Origin of the sequence: Pseudomonas sp. Irchel s3h17 (assembly GCF_900187505.1) — a bacterium.
Classification (GTDB): domain Bacteria; phylum Pseudomonadota; class Gammaproteobacteria; order Pseudomonadales; family Pseudomonadaceae; genus Aquipseudomonas.
In genome coordinates, this window is the sequence record NZ_FYDL01000001.1 from 218,000 (window position 1) to 238,854 (window position 20,855).

At 62.8% G+C, this 20,855-nt stretch carries 15 protein-coding genes and 1 pseudogene; 9 read left to right on the top strand and 7 right to left on the bottom strand.

The features are described from left to right. Positions 1-6 precede the first annotated feature (6 nt). On the top strand, positions 7-2,691 hold the full coding sequence (gene mdeB, locus CKW25_RS00960; RefSeq protein WP_256577892.1) for an alpha-ketoglutarate dehydrogenase: 2,685 nt from the start codon (positions 7-9) through the stop codon (positions 2,689-2,691). A 48-nt stretch (positions 2,692-2,739) separates the two neighbouring features. Continuing rightward, the gene (locus CKW25_RS00965) at positions 2,740-3,873 is read left to right on the top strand and encodes a branched-chain amino acid ABC transporter substrate-binding protein (RefSeq protein ID WP_095077160.1); all 1,134 of its coding nucleotides are present in this window, start codon (positions 2,740-2,742) and stop codon (positions 3,871-3,873) included. A 136-nt stretch (positions 3,874-4,009) separates the two neighbouring features. Here the strand turns inward: CKW25_RS00965 and CKW25_RS00970 are convergent, their stop codons facing one another. The 5 genes from CKW25_RS00970 to speB all read right to left on the bottom strand — a co-directional run bounded on the left by CKW25_RS00970 (position 4,010) and on the right by speB (position 10,545). After that, a complete protein-coding gene (locus tag CKW25_RS00970) occupies positions 4,010-4,318 on the bottom strand; it encodes a hypothetical protein (protein ID WP_095077161.1) in 309 nt (102 codons plus the stop codon). Between the two features lie 213 nt (positions 4,319-4,531). Next, positions 4,532-6,217 (bottom strand): choline dehydrogenase, encoded by a 1,686-nt coding sequence (gene betA, locus CKW25_RS00975; protein WP_095077162.1) that lies wholly within the window; start codon positions 6,215-6,217, stop codon positions 4,532-4,534. Between the two features lie 2 nt (positions 6,218-6,219). After that, a complete protein-coding gene (locus CKW25_RS00980; RefSeq protein WP_095077163.1) occupies positions 6,220-7,788 on the bottom strand; it encodes a cytosine permease in 1,569 nt (522 codons plus the stop codon). 178 nt (positions 7,789-7,966) lie between these two features. Then, positions 7,967-9,475, bottom strand: a complete 1,509-nt coding sequence (locus tag CKW25_RS00990) for an aldehyde dehydrogenase (RefSeq protein ID WP_095077165.1) — start codon at positions 9,473-9,475, stop codon at positions 7,967-7,969. Positions 9,476-9,546: 71 nt separating this feature from the next. Next, positions 9,547-10,545, bottom strand: coding sequence for an agmatinase (gene speB / locus CKW25_RS00995; RefSeq protein WP_095077166.1), 999 nt, complete (start codon positions 10,543-10,545; stop codon positions 9,547-9,549). Positions 10,546-10,696: 151 nt separating this feature from the next. Here speB and CKW25_RS01000 point away from each other — a divergent pair, with 151 nt between their 5' ends. The 7 genes and pseudogenes from CKW25_RS01000 to CKW25_RS01025 all read left to right on the top strand — a co-directional run bounded on the left by CKW25_RS01000 (position 10,697) and on the right by CKW25_RS01025 (position 19,601). Then, on the top strand, positions 10,697-11,620 hold the full coding sequence (locus CKW25_RS01000) for a LysR family transcriptional regulator (RefSeq protein WP_095077167.1): 924 nt from the start codon (positions 10,697-10,699) through the stop codon (positions 11,618-11,620). Between the two features lie 84 nt (positions 11,621-11,704). Then, positions 11,705-13,240, top strand: coding sequence for a sigma-54-dependent transcriptional regulator (locus CKW25_RS01005; protein ID WP_095077168.1), 1,536 nt, complete (start codon positions 11,705-11,707; stop codon positions 13,238-13,240). A gap of 532 nt (positions 13,241-13,772) precedes the next feature. Beyond that, positions 13,773-14,120: pseudogene (gene gcvH, locus CKW25_RS26900) on the top strand (glycine cleavage system protein GcvH); the annotation flags it as partial. 102 nt (positions 14,121-14,222) lie between these two features. Beyond that, positions 14,223-15,479: a serine hydroxymethyltransferase gene (gene glyA, locus CKW25_RS01010; protein WP_172736391.1), complete on the top strand. Its 1,257-nt coding sequence runs from the start codon at positions 14,223-14,225 to the stop codon at positions 15,477-15,479. 29 nt (positions 15,480-15,508) lie between these two features. Then, entirely contained in the window at positions 15,509-16,537 is a 1,029-nt protein-coding gene (lipA, locus tag CKW25_RS01015) for a lipoyl synthase (protein ID WP_172736392.1), read from the top strand. 239 nt (positions 16,538-16,776) lie between these two features. Next, complete coding sequence (locus CKW25_RS01020) at positions 16,777-18,435, top strand: arylsulfatase (RefSeq protein ID WP_095077171.1); 1,659 nt, start codon at positions 16,777-16,779, stop codon at positions 18,433-18,435. Positions 18,436-18,623: 188 nt separating this feature from the next. Continuing rightward, the gene (locus CKW25_RS01025) at positions 18,624-19,601 is read left to right on the top strand and encodes a TerC family protein (RefSeq protein WP_095077172.1); all 978 of its coding nucleotides are present in this window, start codon (positions 18,624-18,626) and stop codon (positions 19,599-19,601) included. A 52-nt stretch (positions 19,602-19,653) separates the two neighbouring features. Here the strand turns inward: CKW25_RS01025 and map are convergent, their stop codons facing one another. Both map and CKW25_RS01035 read right to left on the bottom strand, forming a co-directional pair. Next, positions 19,654-20,445 carry a type I methionyl aminopeptidase gene (gene map / locus CKW25_RS01030; protein ID WP_095077173.1) on the bottom strand — a complete coding sequence of 264 codons (792 nt, stop codon included), beginning with the start codon at positions 20,443-20,445 and terminating at the stop codon, positions 19,654-19,656. Continuing rightward, positions 20,442-20,675 carry a ParD-like family protein gene (locus CKW25_RS01035; protein ID WP_095077174.1) on the bottom strand — a complete coding sequence of 78 codons (234 nt, stop codon included), beginning with the start codon at positions 20,673-20,675 and terminating at the stop codon, positions 20,442-20,444. Before CKW25_RS01035 ends, map begins: the two co-directional genes overlap by 4 nt. Positions 20,676-20,855: the final 180 nt, after the last annotated feature.

Genomic DNA, 20,855 nt, shown 5'->3' on the forward strand with positions numbered 1-20,855 from the left:
TTGAAAATGGCCATGGCTTACCCCGACAACGACAGCGACTTCAGTGACCAGGACCCGCAGGAAACCCGGGAATGGCTCGACGCCCTGGGCTCCACCCTCGACGCCTGCGGCCCGGAGCGCGCCCGCTACCTGCTCAAGCGCCTGGAGGAATATGCCAGCGAACACGGTATCAGCCGCGAGGCCCAGGCCTTTTCCGCCTACCGCAACACCCTGTCCCTGGAGCAACAGGGCACCTACCCCGGTGATCTGCCGCTGGAAGAGCGCATCACCGGGTTAGTGCGCTGGAACGCCCTGGCCATGGTGGTTCGCGCCAACCAGGCCTATGGCGAACTGGGTGGGCATATCGCCAGTTACGCCTCGGCGGCGGAAATCTTCGAGGTGGGGTTCCAGCATTTTTTCCGTGGGGATGGCGACAACGGCCAGCGTAACGCCGACCTGGTGTTTTTCCAGCCGCACTCGGCGCCCGGGGTGTATGCCAGGGCGTTTCTCGAAGGACGCCTGAGTGAAGAGCAACTGGCCAACTACCGCCAGGAAATCAACGGCCCCGGCCTGTGCTCCTACCCTCATCCGTGGCTGATGCCGGACTTCTGGCAGTTCCCCACCGGGTCCATGGGCATCGGCCCCATCAGCGCGGTGTACCAGGCGCGGTTCATGCGCTACTTGCAGCACCGTGGCCTGAAGCAGACCGATGGGCGCCACGTCTGGGGCGTGTTCGGCGATGGCGAGATGGACGAGCCGGAATCCATCGCCGGCCTGTCCCTGGCCGCCCGGGAGCAACTGGACAACCTGACCTTCATCGTCAATTGCAACCTGCAGCGCCTCGACGGCCCGGTGCGCGGTAACGGCCAGATCATCCAGGAACTGGAAGCGCTGTTCGCCGGTGCTGGCTGGAACGTGATCAAAGTCCTGTGGGGCTCGGAGTGGGATGCGCTGTTCGCCCGCGACACCGAACATGTGCTGCTCAAGCGCCTGGCGGCGACCCCCGACGGTGAGTTCCAGACCCTCGGCGCCCATGACGGCGCCTATAACCTGGAACACTTCTTCCAGAAGGACCCGAACGTCCGGCGCCTGGTGGAGCACATGAGCCCCGAGGAAATCAACGCCCTCAAGCGCGGCGGGCACGACTTGCGCAAACTCTACGCCGCCTTTGCCGCCGCCAAGGCCTGCAAGGGCCGCCCGAGCGTGATTCTGGCCAAGACCAAGAAAGGCTTTGGCATCGGCGCCGCCGGCGAGTCGCGAATGACCGCGCACCAGGCGAAAAAGCTCGATATCACCGCCCTGCTGACCTTCCGTGACCGCTTCCATCTGCCGCTGACGGATGAGGACGTTGAGCAACTGCGTTTCTATCGTCCGCCGGAAAACAGCCCGGAAATGCGCTACCTGCATGCCCGGCGCCAAGCCCTGGGCGGGCCATTGCCGGCGCGCAAGCACCAGGCGCCAACCATCCCGGTGCCGCCGCTGGACGTCACCGGCGGTTTTGCCTTGCAGGCCCAGGGCAAGGAGATGTCGACCACCATGGCCGCCGTGCGCCTGCTCACCGCCTGGCTCAAAGCCCCGCAACTGGGGCCGCGGGTGGTGCCGATCGTCGCCGACGAAGCGCGTACCTTCGGCATGGCCAGCCTGTTTCGGCAGATCGGCATTTACTCGCCCCACGGGCAGTTGTACGAGCCGGAAGACAGCGGTTCGATCCTGTCTTATCGCGAATCACGCAATGGCCAGTTGCTGGAAGAAGGCATCACCGAGGCCGGCGCCCTGTCGTCCTGGGTCGCGGCGGCCACCTCTTATTCGGTGCATGGCGAGCCGATGCTGCCGGTGTACATCTACTACTCGATGTTCGGCTTCCAGCGGGTCGGCGACCTGATCTGGGCCGCCGCCGACCAGCGCTCCCGGGGCATTTTGCTGGGGGCAACCGCCGGCCGTACCACCCTGGGCGGCGAAGGCTTGCAGCACCAGGACGGTTCCAGCCTGGTGATGGCCTCGATGGTGCCCAACTGCCGCGCCTGGGACCCGTGCTTTGCCGGGGAACTGGCAGTGATCCTCGACCACGCCGCGCGCCGCCTGCTGGAGGAACAGTGCGACGAGTTCCACTACGTGGCGGTGATGAATGAAAACTACCCCCAGCCATCGATCGATGCCGACCGGCACGGCGATATCCTGCGCGGCCTGTACCGCTATTCGAGCAGCAGCCCGCAAGCTTCGCGGATTCGCCTGCGGCTGCTGGGCTCCGGGACCATCCTGCGGGAGGTGATCGAAGCCAGCGCGATCCTGGCCCGGGACTGGAACATCGACAGCGAGGTGTTCAGCGCCACCAGCTTCAGCGAACTGGCACGCCAGGCCCGCGAAGTCGAGCGCGACAATCGCCTGCAGGGCGGCGCCCGGCGCAGCAGCCAGCTGGATAAATACCTGGGCGGCACCCAACCGGTGATCGCCGCTACCGACTACATCCGCGCCTGGCCACAACTGATCGCCCAATACCTGGAAGCGCCCTACACCACCCTGGGCACCGACGGTTTCGGGCGCAGCGATACTCGCCACAACCTCAGGGAATTCTTTGAGGTGGACCGGCACAGCATTGTCATTGCCGGCTTGAAAAGCCTGGTGGACCACGACGGCCTCGACCCTGGCGTACTCGCCGAGGCGATCCGGCGCTACAAACCCGACCCCGCGCGCACCGCGCCCTGGGATCGCTGAATCACCTGCAACCCCTTATGAATCGTTACCCACAGGAGTGGAACCGCTATGAGTCGTATCAACAACACCACCACCCGCTTGCTCAGCGCCATGATCCTCGCTGGCCTGTCCTGCCATACGCTGGCGGCCGACAGCATCAGGATCGGCATCGCCGGCCCCAAGACCGGCCCGGTGGCGCAGTACGGTGACATGCAGTTCAGCGGTGCGCGCATGGCCATCGAGCAAATCAATGCCAAGGGTGGCGTCGACGGCAAGCAACTGGTGGCCGTGGAATACGACGATGCCTGCGACCCCAAGCAAGCGGTGGCGGTGGCCAACAAAGTGGTCAACGACGGTATCAAGTTCGTGGTCGGCCACCTGTGCTCCAGTTCGACCCAGCCGGCGTCGGACATCTACGAAGACGAAGGCATCGTCATGATCACCCCGGCCGCCACCAGTCCGGAACTGACGGCGCGCGGCTACCGGATGATCTTCCGCACCATTGGCCTGGACAACGCCCAGGGCCCGGCCGCGGCGCGCTACATCACGGGCCTGAAACCGGCCAGCGTCGCGGTCCTGCACGACAAGCAGCAATACGGCGAAGGCATCGCCACCTCGGTCCGCGACATCCTCGGCAAGGAAGGCATCAAGGTCGCGATGTTCGAAGGCCTCAATGTCGGCGAGCGCGACTACTCCTCGATCCTGACCCGCCTCAAGCAGGCCAATGTCGACTTCGTGTACTTCGGCGGCTACCACCCGGAAATGGGCCTGCTGCTGCGCCAAGCCAGGGAGAAAGGCCTCACCGCCCGCTTCATGGGGCCTGAAGGCGTGGGTAACGACTCCATCTCGCAGATCGCCAAGAACGCCTCGGAAGGCATGCTGGTGACCCTGCCTAAATCCTTCGACCAGGACCCGGCCAACCAGGCCCTGGTGCAAGCCTTCGAAGCGAAGCAGGAAAACCCTACCGGGCCGTTTGTCCTGCCCACCTATTCGGCGGTCGAAGTGATTGCCGGCGCCATCGCGGCGGCCAAGAGCGAAGACCCGGAGAAAGTGGCCGAGGCGATCCATGGCGGCACCTTCAAGACTCCCACCGGGGACCTGAGCTTCGATGAGAAAGGCGACCTCAAGGACTTCAAGTTCGTGGTCTACGAATGGCACTACGGCAAGCCGAAGACCGTGGCCGAACACAGCGCGGGGCTCTGACCAATCACCTGTGCAAGCCGGTTCGCCCGGCTTGCACAGGTGTCAGCGGTAGAGGGTATCGACGGTATTGGGAGGGGGAGAAACCTCGGCAATCGCCGTGGCCTCTCCAGTGTTGCCTTGGATAGACCTCGGGTTTTCAGTCCCGGCGCTTTTCCAGGCACTCACGGCGCAGGGTCAGGTTGTTGATGTCCATGCAACTGACCCCGTAATCATCGTCATCGCCTTTGTTCTTGCCCTTGTTCTTGGACTTGTCGCAATTGCCGTTGGCATTGCAATTGCCTTTGCCTTTGTTGTTGTTGTTGTTGTCATAATCACTGTTGTTCTTGAGACAGTTCCTGATCTCACTCGCACTGCCCGCATCATCGCAATCGGAACCGGCGAATGACAACGAAGGCAATGTCAGGGACAACATGAACGTGCAGGCAAGTGCCGCTACGATTCGCATATCTGGACTCCTGGGTAGAATGCTTTAACCGGCGAAGGTTACGTTGGTCAGCGCCGTCTGACTATAGCAAACACCCGAAAACTAGCCGCACACCCCTGCCCTGCTGGCGGCAACGCCAACCACATGCCCTGACGTGCAACGGCCCTGGGGAGCAAGGCTCGCCAGGGCCGTGTGCAGGATCGGGGCAGTCCGCGAACGGCTACGCCGCCGGGATCACACCCTCACATTACGCGCCGGTGCCGACGTACGCTGGCGTGTCTCCCAGGCATCGGCCAGCCCCACCGGTGCATCGGAGGCCGGTAGCGTCTGGCGTCCGCGAATCAGGTCGCTGGCGCGCTCGGCGAGCATGATGGTGGGCGCATTGAGGTTGCCGTTGGGCTCCGTCGGGAACACCGACGAGTCGACCACCCGCAGCCCCGCGATACCCCGTACCCGCAGGTCGGAATCGACCACCGCCATGTCGTCCTCGCCCATGCGGCACGAGCCACACGGATGGTAGGTGCTCTCCAGGTTGTCGCGTACGAACGCATCGATCTCGGCATCGGTATTGACCAGCGGGCCGGGAGCAATCTCGCCGTCGCGGAAGCTATCCATCGCCGGCTGGCCGATGATCTCCCGGGTCAGGCGGATGCAGCGGCGGAAACCTTCGCGGTCCTCTTCGCGTTGCAGGTAGTTGAACTGGATCAGCGGGTGCTCGTACGGGTCGGCGGAACGCACGCGCACGTAGCCGCGGCTCTTGGGTTTGTTCGGCCCGGTGAGCACCATGAAGCCGTGGCCCTTGATCGGTTTGTTGCCGTCGTAGCGCATGGCCGCGGGCAGGAAGTGGAACTGGATGTCCGGCCAGCGCAGCCCTTCCTCGGACCGGATGAAGCCACCCGCCTCGAAATGGTTGGTGGCGCCCAGGCCATCCTTGAACAACAGCCAGCGCAGGCCGATCAACAGTTTGCTCAGCGGGTCCATCTTGCTGTTGAGGGTGACCGGTTGCTTGCAGCCGAACTGTATGTAGACCTCGGCGTGATCCTGCAGGTTTTCCCCGACGCCCGGCAGGTCATGCAGCAACTCGACCCCGGCGGTGCGCAGTACCTCGGCCGGGCCGATACCGGAACGTTGCAGCAGGTGCGGCGAACCGATCGGCCCGGCCGACACGAGGATTTCCCGCTTGCAGCGCACCTCATGGGTCTGGCCCTGGTGGTCGTAGAGAATGCCCACAGCGCGCTTGCCCTCGAAGACGATCCGTCGGGTCATCGCCTTGGTGATCACCGTCAGGTTCGCACGCCCCATGGCCGGGCGCAGGTAGGCGTTGGCCGTGGAGCAGCGCACGCCGTTCTTCACGGTCATGTGCATGGCGCCGAAGCCTTCCTGCATGAAGCCGTTGCAGTCGTCGGTCTTGATGTAGCCAGCCTGGGCACCGGCTTCGACCCAGGCACCGTACAACGGGTTCTTCATGTTGTTGCCGTTGGTGGTGTGCAAGGGCCCGCTTTGCCCGCGATAGCTGTCGCCACCGGCTTCATAGCTCTCTGCCCGCTTGAAGTACGGCAGGCAATTGCGGTAGCCCCAGCCCTGGGCGCCGAGCGACTCCCATTCATCGAAATCGTAGGCGTGGCCCCGGATGTACACCAGGCCATTGATCGAGGACGAGCCACCCAGCACCTTGCCGCGCGGACAGTGGATGCGACGCCCGTTGAGGTAAGGCTCCGGCTCGGTTTCGTAACGCCAGTTGTACTTCTTGGTGTTCATCGGGATCGAGAAGGCACTGGGCATCTGGATCACCACGCTCTTGTCGCTGCCGCCGAATTCCAGGACCAGCACCGAGGTGGCCGCATCTTCGCTCAAGCGGTTGGCCAGCACACAACCTGCCGAACCGGCGCCGATGATGATGTAGTCGTATTGGATGGCCATGGTTATCTCCCGACCTTCGATTCAGTGAATGCGGACGACGTGCGCTGGGTCAGCGAGTCACCGGTGGTGTATTGCGGCGAGGTGGTTTCGATGTGCTGGATCACCGCTTCTTCGCGCTTCAGGTCGATGGAGCGGCTGAACCAGTAGTACACCAGCCCCGACACGATCAGCCCGACGAGCCAGGCGATGTCGATACTGCCCAGGGCCTTGGCGAGCGGCCCGACATACACCTCGCGCTGCTCGACGCCGTCGTAGATGTAGAAGAACGGGATCATCGAGATGAAGCCGATCGCGTACGCCGCGATGCCACGCAGGCCCCAGCTGCCGTAGATGTTGCCGTGGGGCATGAAAAAGTGCGGGATGGCGTAGCGGCCCTTGCGCACGAAGAAGTAGTCGGTGAGGTTGACCGAGGTCCACGGCACCAGGAAGTACAGCATCACCACCAGGTAGATACCCAGCACCGACAAGCCCTTGCCGGTACTCTGGATGCTCAGGGCCACGCCCAGTTGCAGCAGGATCACGAACGCGATGGCCAGGATCCGCGCCCTGCGGGTCGGCTCGATGTGCTTGATGGAGTCGACACAGGTCAGCGTGGTCAGCTTCGCGCTGTAGATGTTCATGGCAATCACTGGCAGGAACGCCAGGATGGTAATCACCACCACCGCGGTGCCCATCAGCGGCGATACGGTGTTGCCCACTTGGCCCAGGGCCACCAGCACGTCGGTGGAGTGCAGGTGATCGGCCAGCCAGCCACCGACCGAGATCATCCAGGCACCGGACAGCGAGGCCCCGAGAAACACCACGGCAATCAGTTTGCCGCTGGAGGTGTTCTTCGGCAGGTAGCGCGAATAGTCGGACACGTAAGGGGCATAGGCGATGTTGTAGCTGGCCGCCGCCGCGAACTGGGCGATAAAACCGGTCCAGTTGAAGCCCAGGGGGGCGGGTTCTACTTCGCCGGCCGCGAGTACCGGCAACGGCGCGTCGGGCACCCACCCCATCATCACGGCCAGGGTCACCAGGCCGTACAGCGGGATCGACAGGCACAACGCCCATTTGAAGCTGCGGTGCATCCAGTCATGGCCAAGGATCGCCAGGACCGCCGCCGGGATAGTCACCGCCACGGCGACCGCTGCGGGGTTGAAACCGAAGAGCGTGTGCAGGCCCTGCATCATCAACACCAGGTTGACGATGTTGAAACCGGCGAACACGAACAGCGTCGCCAACAGCACCAGAATCACTCCGCGATAGCCGAACTGCGCGCGGGACTGGATCATCTGCGGCAGGCCCAGGTGCGGGCCCTGGGAGCCGTGAAAGGCCATGAACAGCGTGCCGAACATGATGCCCAGCGTGCCGGCCAGGGTGGTCCACAAGGCGGTCAAGCCAACGCTGGGGCCGACGAAGCCGATGGTCATGGTGAAGAAGGTGAAGTTGCCGAGGAACCAGAACGGACCCTGGCTCGCCAGCTTGTCGGTACGCTCGTTCTCCGGGATGAAATCGATGGAATGCCCCTCGACGACTGACTTGTCATCGAGGGTGGACACGCTCATGGCTGACTTGGCGTTAGTGTTCATGATGGACTCTTATTGTTGGAAGATCATGACGAGAAAACCGCATTCTTTTGCGGGCCCTGTAGGAGCGAGCTTGCTCGCGAAGAACGCAAATGCGCCGCGTTTAACCAGCAAGCACGCGTTTTCGTTAACGACCTTCGCGAGCAAGCTCGCTCCTACAAGGGATTGAGTCAGCCTTGACTCAGGGCAGCGTGATCCAGACAGCCTTGGTTTCCAACAGATAATCGAGCTGTTCGGGCCCAAGGTCCTTGCCGAACCCTGACTGCTTGTAGCCACCGAACGGCATCGACGGGTCGAGGGTGCCGTGGGCATTGACGTACACCGAGCCTGCCCGCAAGCGCGGAATCAGGCTGTGCACGCGTCCAAGGTCGTTGGAATACAGTGCCGCCGCCAGCCCGTAGGCCGAGTCATTGGCCAGTGCCAGCGCCTCTTCTTCATCGTCGAACGGCGCGGTCACCAGCACCGGGCCAAAGATTTCCTCCTGGACGATGCGCATGTCATTGCGGCAATGGGCGAAGATGGTCGGCTCGACGAAGTAGCCCGGGCCATCGACGGGTTGGCCACCGTAGACCAGTTCGGCACCCTCTTGCTTGCCGGTTTCGATGTACTCGGTCACGCGCTGCTTTTGCAGCGCCGATACCAGCGGGCTGATGAAGCAGTCCGGATCCAGCCCCGGCGCCATCTTCAACGTCCGTGTGTAGGCGATCAGTTCACGCAGGAATTCGTCGTAGACACTGCGGTGGATGTAGGCCCGCGTACCGGCGTCGCACACCTGCCCCGAGTTGAAGAACACGCCGTTGGCGATCGCTTGCGCAGCCGCTGGCAGGTCCGCATCGGCGAGGACGATTACCGGTGATTTTCCTCCGAGTTCCAGGGTAAGTCGCTTCATTACGTCCAGTGCCGCACGGCCGACGGTGCGGCCGACCGGGGTCGAGCCGGTGAAGGTCAGCTTGTCGATGCCGGGGTGCGTGGCCATGGCCGCGCCGACCACGCTGCCGCGACCGGTGACGATGTTGATCACCCCGTCCGGAATGCCCGCTTCCTGCACCAGCTCGGCGAACCGCAAGGCCGACAGCGACGTCAGTTCGGCCGGCTTGACCACCACGGTGCAGCCGGTTGCCAGGGCGGCACCGAGCTTCCAGGCCATGGTCTGCAACGGGAAGTTCCAGGGCACGATGGCACCGACCACCCCCACCGCTTCCTTGCGCGTGTAGGCCAGGTAGTTGCCTGGCAGCGAGGGCTCGACGGTGCGCCCGTGCAGCTTGGTGGCCCAGCCGGCGAAGTAACGCAGGGTATCGACCGTGCCCTGGATATCGACGTCCCGGGCAAAGGCCGCTGACTTGCCCATGTCGATCGATTCGATTTCGGCAAGCTCAGCGGCGTTGGCTTCGATCAGGTCGGCCAGGCGCTGGATCATCCGCTCGCGTTCGGCGGGTTTGGCCTGGCGCCAGGCGCCACCGTCGAACTGGGCACGGGCAGCTTGCACGGCGCGATCCAGGTCCTCGGTGGTGCCCATGGGAATGCGTGTGATCAAGCCCTCGGTGGATGGCTCGATGACGTCGGAAGTCTGTCCGTCGCAGGCCTCGACCCATTGGCCTGCGATGAACATCTTCTGGACCTTGCCGAGGAAGGTCTGGGTGGCTTCGCTGACGCCGAATTTCTGCAGGTACTGCTTGACGATCGTGTCCATTTTTATTCTCTCTGCCCGGCAGTCAGGGGCTGCCGGGTCACTGTGGTTTCGATGATCGATCCGGTCCTTGATCAGGCCGGGGTGGCTTCACTCTCGGCCGCGCGCACCTTGGCCCGCTCGTGGAAGATGAAACCGATGCTATTGAGCAGCAGTTGGGCAGCGAGGATCGAAGTCATGCCGCTTGGGTCGTAGACCGGGGCGACCTCCACCAGGTCCATGCCGACGATGTTGCCCTGGCTGCGCTTGGCCAGGGCCTGGATGATTTCCAGCACTTCGTAGTACAGGAAGCCGCCGTGGCTCGGGGTGCCGGTGCCGGGGGCGATGGATGGGTCGAAGCCGTCGATGTCGATGGTGATGTAGTAGTTGATGTTCTGCGGGATCAGCGCCAGCACGCCTTCGACGCCGAGGCGGCGCACATCGCGCACCGAGAGGATCTTCGAGCCGGCCTCGTGGGCCGCTTCGTAGTCATCGCGGTTGGAGGACGACACGTTGCGAATGCCCATCTGGGTCATGCCGACGATGTGGTTCATTTCCGAGGCGCGACGCAGCGGGTTGCCATGGCCGTAGCGCACGCCGTGACGCTCGTCGACGAAGTCCAGGTGTGCATCGAAGTGGATGATGTGGATCGGCCCGCGACCTTCGAACGCCTTGATCACCGGGGCGTGTACCGAGTGATCGCCTCCGAGCACCACCGGCATCACGCCGGCATCGAGAATCTTGCGCACCGCGTATTCGGTGTTGGCGTTACTGGTGGCCATGTCGGTGTGCACGATATCGGCATCGCCAACGTCCACCATGCGCACGTCGGCGGCGGTGAGGTACATCACGTCATCTTCGTGGTCATAGGCGCCGGCGTGACCGAAGGAGAACAGCGTCGATGCCTCGCGAATCCCCCGTGGTCCGAAGCGTGCGCCGGAGCGCCACTGGGTGCCCATGTCATTGGGCACGCCAAGGACCGCCACGTCGGCATCCAGCGCATCCCAATCGGTGCACACCGGGGATTTGCCAAAGGTGCAGTGCCCCACGAATGGCAGGTTCAGACGACCGGATTCATAACCATTGTTCGACATTTCTAGCCTCTCCACTTCTTGTTATCGGCCAGGCGGACTGCAAGGCGACCGCCGTTGGAGTGACTATGGGCGCAGGTTTTCGTGGAAAAAATGCTAAACATCAGATACTCATATCGGCATTGCCGATGCATCCACACGCAGGAGGTCCAAGGTGATCCAGCTGCACGATGTCGATCTGAAGTTGCTCAGGGTGTTTGCCACGATTGTCAGGTGCGGGGGCTTTTCCGCCGCACAGGCGGCGTTGAATGCCGGCCAGTCGACCATCAGCGAACAGATGACGCATCTGGAAACCCGGCTCGGGGTCAAGCTCTGCCAACGCGGGCGCAGCGGCTTTCGCCTGACCGAGCAAGGCGTGGCCATCCATGAAGCGACCCAGCGCCTGCTCTCGGCAGTGGAGAACTTCTGCATGGACGCCGACGTGCTCAAGCAGCACATCAGCGGCAAGCTCAACCTGGGGATCATCGACACCACCATTACCGACCCGGACTCACCGATTCCGCGGACCACCCAGCGTTTTGTCTCCCGGGGGCATGACGTGCACCTGAACGTGTACGTCGGCACCCCCGCCGAACTGGAAGAGCGTGTGCTCGACGGCCGCCTGCACCTGGCCATCGGGCACTTCCCGATCCATGTGCCCGGCCTGTTGCAGGCGCCGCTGTACCAGGAAGCCCTGGGCCTGTATTGCGGGCGCCGTCACCCACTCTATGGCAGCCAGGCCGAACGCGACGAACTGCTGGCCGAAATCGGCAGCAGCCGGATTGTCGCCCGGGGCTACATGCAGCAGTACGACCTGGAACACCTGGGCGTCAGCAAGGCCGCCGCCACCGTGGACAACATCGAGGCCTTGGCGATCCTGATCATTTCCGGCGCCTACCTGGGGTTTCTGCCCGTGCACTTCGCCTCACAGTGGGTCAAGACCGGCGAGATGCAACAACTGGCACCGGCAAGCCTGCAGTTGATGTCGCCCTTCGACGTCATCACCCGGCGCGGTATTGCCCCGCCGCCGATCCTCGAGGCCTTCCTCGAGGACCTGGCCGCCTGCTCACGCAAGGCCGCCCCCCACCGGGGCAAATAATGCGCCCGGCACGCTCGCCACCCTCGAGCGTGGCCCGGCATACTGATTCACACAGATTCCCTTGCCCACCCTTGCAGGCCACCCATGCGCATCCACGTCACCTTCATCGACCGCGTCGGCATCACCCAGGAAGTGCTGGCCCTGCTCGGTCGCCGCAGTTTCAACCTGGACGCCGTCGAGATGGTGCCGCCCAACGTCTACATCGACGCCCCGACCCTCGACGCCGATGTCCTGGAGGAGTTGCGCGAAGCCTTTCTGGGCGTACAGGGCGTGCAGGCGGTGACGGTGGTCGACATGCTCCCGGGGCAACGGCGACGCTTGCAGCTCGATGCCTTGCTGGCGGCCAGCGCCGACCCGGTCATGGCGGTGGATGGCCGCGGCCATGTGCTGTTGGCCAATCCGGCCTTGATCGCGCTGTGCGGGCGGGAACCGGCCGGTGAGCCACTGACCGCGCTGTTCGATGACCCGTCCTTGCAAGCCACCCTGATCGAACGCGGCTTCCGCCTGCCCATGGGGGAAGTGAGCCTGGGCGGCCAGACGCTGCTGCTCGATGCCATGCCGATCAGCGACGCCGGCGAGTCAGGCAACCCGGCACTGGCCGGCGGCTTGCTGACCCTGTACCTGCCCGCGCGCATCTCCAAATGCGTGGCCGCCCTGCACCACGACCACGCTGCCGGATTCGATGCATTGCTGGGCGATTCGCCTCCAGTGCGCGCCCTCAAGGCCCGGGCCCAGCGCGTGGCAACCCTGGATGCGCCGCTGCTGATCCAGGGTGAAACCGGTACCGGCAAGGAGCTGGTGGCCCGCGCCTGCCATGCCATCAGCCCACGGCGCGATGCGCCCTTCCTTGCACTCAACTGTGCGGCGATGCCCGAGAGCCTGGCCGAAAGCGAGCTGTTCGGCTACGCCCCGGGCGCTTTCACCGGTGCCCAGCGCGGCGGCAAGCTCGGCCTGCTGGAACTGGCGGACCAGGGCACGGTGTTCCTCGACGAAGTCGGTGAAATGTCACCCTACCTGCAGGCCAAGTTGCTGCGTTTTCTCAGCGATGGCTGTTTCCGGCGCATCGGCGGTGATCGTGAGGTCAGGGTCAACGTGCGCGTCCTCAGCGCAACCCACCGCGACCTGGAAAAAATGGTCAGCGAGGGCAGCTTCCGCGAAGACCTGTTCTACCGCCTGAACGTGCTCAACCTGCAAGTGCCGCCGCTGCGCGAGCGCGGCCATGACATCCTGTTGATGGCCCAGCACTTCATGCAGCAAGCCTGCGCGCAGATCCAGCGCCCCCCTTGTCGACTGGCCCCCGCCACCTTCCCGGCGCTGCTGGGCAACCGCTGGCCGGGTAACGTGCGACAACTGCAGAACGTGATCTTCCGTGCCGCCGCCATTTGCGAGAACCCCCTGGTGGACATCGACGACCTGGACATCGCCAGGACCGCCGTCGCGCACCAGAACGCCGACGAAGTCGGGAGCCTGGGCGATGCCGTCGAAAGCTTTGAACGCAACCTGCTGCAACAGCTCTACCGCAGTTACCCCTCCAGCCGGCTACTGGCTACCCGCCTGCAAACCTCCCACAGCGCAATCGCCACCCGCTTGCGCAAATACGGCATTCCAGAAAAGCACTGACAGCCGTCTGCAAATCGATACAGCGTAGCGAATTCGACACGGATGCCATTGCCCTTCATTCAGGCCCCTCTCCCGCCCTGCCCAGATACCTGGCCCGTCCCCTGTGGGAGCGGGCGAGCCCGCGAAAGCAATGGGTCAGCTAACACCCATACCTGCTGCGCAGACACCATGGCCCGCACCCCGTCCGTTCCACGACCGTACCCGGACCACTGTATTGATTTCACTACACAACAGTTCGATATGACTTAAAGAATTAACGTCATCTTATTGTTTTATAACGAATAAATAGAACTGGTATCACCCTTGCTCTTAATCCTCAAACCAGGCTGGTCTTCCAGGCCAAGTCAGTTAAGCGAACGCCGACCTCTGTAGGAGCGAGCGTGCTCGCGATGGACTCAAGGGCAACGCGTTTAATCAGAAAGCACGCGTTATCGTTAACGTCCATCGCGAGCACGCTCGCTCCTACCAGGGCAAGCCTGGCAATTGCCGTCCGCCATACGCAGCGGGCGAGTCAGAACAATGGGGAGTGGATATGAGCAACCTGCGTTTTACCGTCGATCACGAATGGCTGCGTCTTGAGTCCGATGGCTCGATCACCGTCGGCATCACCCCGTTTGCCCAGCAGGCACTCGGCGATGTGGTCTTCGTCCAGGTGCCCGAGCTGCGGGCCTACCGTGCCGGCGAAGAAGTGGCCGTGCTGGAGTCGGTGAAAGCCGCCAGCAACATCGGTATGCCGCTGGATGGGCGGGTGGTGGATGTCAACGCCACCCTGGAAACCTCGCCGGAGTTGGTCAACGAGGACGCACTGGGGGCTGGCTGGTTCTTCCACCTGCATCCCGACGACACCGGCGCCATGCACCACCTGCTCGACCAGAGCGCCTACGAGCGCCTACGAGCGCCTGATCGGCGACCAGGACCACGGCTGAAGGCATCGATTGCCCGCCACATCGGCCATCCAACACGCACACTCGAGGACCGCACCATGTTCACTAAACACGACCGGCTCACTGGCTACGACGACGAACTGCTGGCGGCAATGAATGCCGAGGAGGCGCGGCAAGAGCAGCACATCGAATTGATCGCCTCGGAAAACTACACCAGCCAGCGCGTCATGCAGGCCCAAGGCCGCGGCCTGACCAACAAGTACGCCGAAGGTTATCCGGGCAAACGCTACTACGGTGGTTGCGAGCACGTCGATGTGGTCGAGCAGTTGGCCATCGACCGCGCCCGGCAGCTGTTCGGCGCCGACTATGCCAACGTCCAGCCGCACTCCGGCAGCCAGGCCAACGCGGCGGTCTATCTGGCGTTGCTGCAAGCCGGCGACACCGTGCTGGGCATGAGCCTGGCCCACGGCGGGCACCTGACCCACGGTGCCAAGGTCAGCTTCTCCGGCAAGCTCTACAACGCGGTGCAATACGGCATCGACACCACCACCGGCCTGATCGACTACGACGAAGTCGAGCGCCTGGCGGTCGAGCACCAGCCGAAAATGATCATCGCCGGGTTCTCCGCTTACTCCAAGACCCTGGATTTCCCACGCTTCCGCCAGATCGCCGACAAAGTCGGCGCTTATCTCTTTGTTGATATGGCCCACGTGGCGGGCCTGGTGGCTGCCGGCCTGTACCCGAACCCGATTCCGTTCGCCGACGTGGTCACTACCACTACCCACAAGACCCTGCGCGGTCCTCGGGGTGGCTTGATCCTGGCCAGGTCGAACCCGGAGCTGGAGAAAAAACTCAACGCCGCGGTGTTCCCCGGTGGCCAGGGCGGCCCGCTGATGCACGTGATCGCCGCCAAGGCCGTGTGCTTCAAGGAAGCTCTGGAGCCTGGCTTCAAGGTGTATCAACAGCACGTGATCGACAACGCCCAGGCGATGGCCAAGGTGTTTATCGAACGTGGCTACGATGTCGTGTCCGGTGGCACCGACAACCACCTGTTCCTGGTGAGCCTGATCCGCCAGGGCCTGACCGGCAAGGACGCCGATGCCGCGCTGGGCCGTGCCGGCATCACCGTGAACAAGAACGCCGTACCGAACGACCCGCAGTCGCCGTTCGTCACCTCGGGCCTGCGCATCGGCACCCCGGCCGTGACCTCGCGTGGTTTCAAGGTGGCCCAGTGCGTTGAGCTGGCCGGCTGGATCTGCGACATCCTCGATCACCTCGGCGATGCCGATGTCGAGGCACAGGTTGCCAGGCAGGCCGCCGCGATGTGCCTGGACTTCCCCGTCTACCGCAACTGATCGGCAGCGGGAGGCGCACGCCTCCCGCATTGCCCACGCCAGATTGCCCCCCCCGTCTAGCAACGACACCACACAGGAGTACGCTTGTGGATTCATCAGGCAACAGCCCGGCAACAGTGCAAGTGGGCATCAAACTGCGCGGCGCCGACAAGGTGGCGCGGATCCCGGTGAAGATCATCCCCACCGATGAACTGCCACGCAAACCCGACTGGATTCGCGTGCGCATCCCGGCGTCCCCGGAAGTCGACCGGATCAAGGCCCTGTTGCGCAAACACAAGCTGCACAGCGTCTGCGAAGAAGCCTCCTGCCCGAACCTGGGCGAGTGTTTCTCCGGCGGTACCGCGACCTTCATGATCATGGGCGACATCTGCACCCGTCGCTGCCCGTTCTGCGACGTCGGCCACGGCCGTCCGAAGCCACTTGACGTCAACGAGCCGGAAAGCCTGGCCATCGCCATTGCCGACCTGCGCCTGAAGTACGTGGTGATCACCTCGGTGGACCGCGACGACCTGCGTGACGGTGGCGCCCAGCACTTTGCCGACTGCATCCGCGAAATCCGCAAGCTGTCGCCGAACGTGCAGCTCGAGACCCTGGTGCCGGACTACCGTGGCCGCATGGACATCGCCCTGGAAATCACCGCTGCCGAGCCACCGGATGTGTTCAACCACAACCTGGAAACCGTGCCACGCCTGTACAAGGCGGCGCGCCCGGGTTCGGATTACCAGTGGTCGCTGACCCTGCTGCAACGCTTCAAGCAGATGATGCCGCACATCCCGACCAAGTCCGGGCTGATGCTGGGCCTGGGCGAGACCGACGAGGAAGTCATCGAAGTCATGAAGCGTATGCGCGAGCACGACATCGACATGCTGACCCTGGGCCAGTACCTGCAACCGTCCCGCAGCCACTTGCCCGTGCAGCGTTTCGTGCACCCTGACACCTTCGCCTGGTTCGCCGAGGAAGGTTACAAGATGGGCTTCAAGAACGTCGCGTCCGGCCCGCTGGTGCGCTCCTCCTACCATGCCGACCAACAGGTTCAAGGAGCCCTGGTGCAAGCGTAACGGCTCGCCCCGTTCTACGAGCGATGTTGAAATCCAGCGCCGGAATCGCACGCAATGAAAAACCGTACTAGGCTTTCGCGGGCGCCTTGAGTAGTGAATGGGAGTTCTATCGAGTGGTTGGTCTCCTCGCACTGTCCAGGCTCATGGTCAGGGGTCACTCACCAGGATTCCTGGTCGTTGTGCCGACGAGATTTGCGTCGCCAGCCACCCGGATCGACACTCGTTAAAGGAAAGCCACCATGCAAAGGCTCCCACATCGCTTCAGGTACTACGCTGCCTGTTCATTGCTGATCGCGCTTAACGGTTTTGCCCAAGCCGCGCAAACCGAAAAACCCAACATCCTGTTTATCGTCTCCGACGACACCGGCTACGGTGACCTGGGCCCCTATGGCGGGGGTGTCGGCCGAGGCATGCCGACCCCCAGCATCGACGAGCTGGCCGCAGAAGGCACAACTTTTTACTCGTTCTACGCCCAACCCAGTTGCACCCCCGGCCGGGCGGCGATGCAGACCGGACGCATTCCGAACCGCAGCGGCATGACCACCGTGGCCTTCCAGGGCCAGGGCGGCGGTTTGCCCGCGGCTGAGTGGACGCTGGCCTCGGTGCTCAAGACCGGTGGCTATGACACCTACTTCACCGGCAAATGGCACCTGGGCGAAGACGACTATGCGTTGCCCAACGCCCAGGGGTATGACGTGATGAAATACGTCGGCCTCTATCACCTCAATGCCTACACCTATGCCGACCCGCAATGGTTCCCCGACATGGACCCGGACACCCGGGCGATGTTCGCCAAAGTGACCAAGGGTGCGCTCTCGGGCAAGGCCGGGGAAAAGGCCGTCGAAGAGTTCAAGATCAATGGCCAGTACGTGGACACGCCGGTGATCGATGGCAAGCCAGGGGTGGTCGGGATTCCCTTCTTCGACGGCTACGTCGAAAAAGCCGCGCTGGAGTTCCTCGACACGGCCGCCAAGTCGGACAAGCCGTTTTTCATCAACGTCAACTTCATGAAAGTGCACCAACCGAACCTGCCGGCCCCCGAGTTCGTCCATAAATCGATCTCCAAGTCCAAGTACGCCGACTCCGTGGTTGAGCTCGATACCCGTATTGGCCGCATCATGGCCAAGCTCAAGGCGCTGGGGATGGATAAAAATACCCTGGTGGTCTACACCACCGACAACGGTGCCTGGCAGGACGTCTACCCGGACGCCGGCTACACGCCGTTCCGGGGTACCAAGGGCACCGTGCGCGAGGGGGGTAACCGAGTCCCCGCGATCATGACCTGGCCAGGTAAAATCAAGGAGAACGCGAAAAACCACGACATCCTTGGCGGCCTCGACCTGATGGCCACATTCGCCTCGGTGGCCGGTGTGAAGCTGCCGGAGAAAGATCGCGAAGGTCAGCCAATCTACTTCGACAGCTATGACATGACCCCCGTACTGCTCGGCACAGGCCCTGATCCGCGTAAAGAGTGGTTCTACTTTACCGAGAACGAACTGTCCCCCGGCGCTGCCCGTGTTGGCAACTACAAGGCGGTGTTCAACCTGCGCGGCGACAATGGCGCCCAGACCGGTGGCTTGGCGGTGGACACCAACCTGGGCTGGAAAGGTGCCACAAAATACGTGGCGACCGTGCCGCAGGTCTTCGACTTGCTGCAAGATCCGCAGGAGCGCTACGACATCTTCATGAGTAATGTCACCGAGCGCACCTGGACCATGGTGCCGATCAGCCTGGCAATCAACGCGCTGATGAAGACCTATGTCAAATACCCGCCGCGCAAACTGCAAAGCATGAGCTACGACGGACCGATCGAGTTGTCCAAGTACCAGAAATTCCAGTCGGTACGCGAAGAGCTGCAAAAAGAAGGCATCAACCTGCAAATGCCTACCGGTAACTAGCCCAGCGGTGGCAGCCTCCCATGAGGCTGCCACTTGCCGCCAAGTGCCCCTGGCGGCCGGGCAACTGGCCAACACCTCGTAAAACCCGAAGCGTTCGCAAAAAATAAACGATTTTTCCTGATCCGGCAGGCCCGATAGGATGACAGGGTCCCTGGTGAACACTGCACCTGCCAGACCGGGAGAATGGCATGTCCCCCCTCAATGTCGGCGAACCCTGGATGTGGGCGGCCTTCATCGCCTTCATCGTTGCCATGCTGGCGCTCGACCTGTTTGTCCTGGGCGGGCGCAAGGCCCATCGGGTGTCCACCCGCGAGGCACTGTCCTGGGTCATTGCCTGGAGCGGCCTGGCCCTGACCTTCGCCGCGCTGCTGTGGTGGTACCTGCACGAGCAGTTCGGCGCGCAAGACGCCCAACGCATCACCCTTGAATTCCTCACGGGCTATCTGATCGAGCAGTCACTGTCGATCGACAACATGTTCGTCTTCGTGATGATCTTCGGCTACTTCGCCGTACCAGCGTCCTTGCAGCGCCGTGTCCTGCTGTATGGCGTGCTCGGTGCCATCGTGATGCGCGCCTGCATGATTTTTGCCGGCGTCTGGCTGGTGTCGCAGTTTGCCTGGGTGCTCTACGTCTTCGGCGCCTTTCTCATCCTTACCGGGATCAAGATGCTGGTCTTCGCCGAGCACAAGCCCGATCTCGCCAAGAACCCCTTGCTGCGCTGGCTGCGACGTCACCTGCGGATCACCGACAGGTTTCACGGCCAGCGGTTTTTCGTACGACGCAACGGCGTGCACTGGGCAACGCCGATGTTCCTGGTGATGGTGCTGATCGAAGCCAGCGACCTGGTGTTCGCGATCGACAGCATCCCGGCGATCTTCGCCGTCACCACCGACCCCTTCATTATCTTCACTTCCAACATCTTCGCGATCATGGGCCTGCGCGCCCTGTACTTCCTGCTCGCCGACATGGTCGAGCGCTTCCACCTGCTCAAATATGGCCTGGCCATCGTGCTGGTGTTCATCGGCACCAAGATGTCGCTGATGCCCTGGTTCCACGTACCGATCCAATGGTCACTGGTGTTGGTCGCCAGCATCATCCTGGGCTCGGTGCTGCTGAGCCTGTGCCTGACCCAGGACAAAGCACCCGCGCGGGAAGAGGATCGATGAGCGCAGCACGCCGCGTCCTCATCGCCCCCTGCCCTTGCTCGACCTCACGGCGTCAAACAATGGCGCGATAGTCCTCGACACTGTCCGGCCAAGGGGTCAACACCTGGAAACCGTCGTCCGTCACGGCGACCATGTGCTCCCATTGGGCCGACAGAGATTGATCCTTGGTGACCACCGTCCAGCGATCGGCGAGGGTTTTCACATGACGCTTGCCGGCGTTGAGCATGGGCTCGATGGTGAAGATCATGCCGGCCTTGAGCTTCAGGCCCTGGCCTGGATAACCGTAATGCAGGACCTGCGGTTCGTCGTGGTAAACCTTGCCGATCCCGTGGCCGCAGTATTCACGCACCACACTGAACCCCGCTGTCTCGGCCACCGACTGGATGGCATGCCCAACGTCGCCCAGCGTAGCGCCGGGACGAACCTGGCGGATGCCGGCGCACATGGCCTCGTAGGTGGTCTTGACCAGGTGCCGTGCCTGCGGGGTGGGCTCGCCCACGAAGTACATGCGACTGGTGTCGCCGTACCAGCCGTCCTTGATCACGGCGATGTCGATGTTGACGATGTCGCCATCACGCAGTGCCCTGGCCGACGGAATGCCATGGCACACCACGTCATTGACCGACGCACACACGGTTTTCGGAAAGCCGTGATACCCGACGTTGCCGGGTATGGCCTTCTGCACGTTGACGATGTAGTCGTGACACAGGCGGTCGAGTTCATCGGTGGTAACCCCGGCCTTGACGTGGGGGGTAATCATCGCCAGCACCTCGGCGGCCAGCTTGCCCGCCGTGGCGGACTGGGTGATTTGTGCCGGGGTATGGATCACAACATTAGCCTTCATGGCCTGGCTCCCGATGCAGGTTCGCATAGCTGTTTCAAATCAAGGCCTCCGGCCTGTTCGGCGCGAATCAGCAAGCGGCTGATTTCGCTGTGGTCCAGGTTGGGATGCAGCTCCGCCAGCATCCCGATGCGCATCCAGTGCTCGGCCTGGGCATTGATCGAGCGACTCAGCGCCGTACTGGCAATGCGCAGATGCTCGTGCATGGCTTCTGAAATTTTGACGATACCCACGGGGTCGACCTATATGAAATGCATATGAATCGTATATTAGCCGATCCAGGGCCGGGGTAGCAATTCCCGGGACCGGGCGATACTTATCATTGAAGCGGAAAAAATAATTAGAAACTGAATAGCTCATCAAAGGGCCAATAGGGAGAACGGAAAAAATCGTACGATAAGACGTTGCAGGGA

Excerpts from the sequence above, each read along its gene's own strand:
- CKW25_RS01005 (WP_095077168.1), top strand. The coding sequence starts at position 11,705 with ATGCGCATCCACGTCACCTTCATCGACCGCGTCGGCATCACCCAGGAA.
- mdeB (WP_256577892.1), top strand. The coding sequence starts at position 7 with ATGGCCATGGCTTACCCCGACAACGACAGCGACTTCAGTGACCAGGAC.
- CKW25_RS00970 (WP_095077161.1), bottom strand. The coding sequence starts at position 4,318 with ATGCGAATCGTAGCGGCACTTGCCTGCACGTTCATGTTGTCCCTGACA.
- map (WP_095077173.1), bottom strand. The coding sequence starts at position 20,445 with ATGAAGGCTAATGTTGTGATCCATACCCCGGCACAAATCACCCAGTCC.
- speB (WP_095077166.1), bottom strand. The coding sequence starts at position 10,545 with ATGTCGAACAATGGTTATGAATCCGGTCGTCTGAACCTGCCATTCGTG.
- CKW25_RS01025 (WP_095077172.1), top strand. The coding sequence starts at position 18,624 with ATGTCCCCCCTCAATGTCGGCGAACCCTGGATGTGGGCGGCCTTCATC.
- CKW25_RS00965 (WP_095077160.1), top strand. The coding sequence starts at position 2,740 with ATGAGTCGTATCAACAACACCACCACCCGCTTGCTCAGCGCCATGATC.
- CKW25_RS00990 (WP_095077165.1), bottom strand. The coding sequence starts at position 9,475 with ATGGACACGATCGTCAAGCAGTACCTGCAGAAATTCGGCGTCAGCGAA.
- CKW25_RS01020 (WP_095077171.1), top strand. The coding sequence starts at position 16,777 with ATGCAAAGGCTCCCACATCGCTTCAGGTACTACGCTGCCTGTTCATTG.
- CKW25_RS00980 (WP_095077163.1), bottom strand. The coding sequence starts at position 7,788 with ATGAACACTAACGCCAAGTCAGCCATGAGCGTGTCCACCCTCGATGAC.
- betA (WP_095077162.1), bottom strand. The coding sequence starts at position 6,217 with ATGGCCATCCAATACGACTACATCATCATCGGCGCCGGTTCGGCAGGT.
- glyA (WP_172736391.1), top strand. The coding sequence starts at position 14,223 with ATGTTCACTAAACACGACCGGCTCACTGGCTACGACGACGAACTGCTG.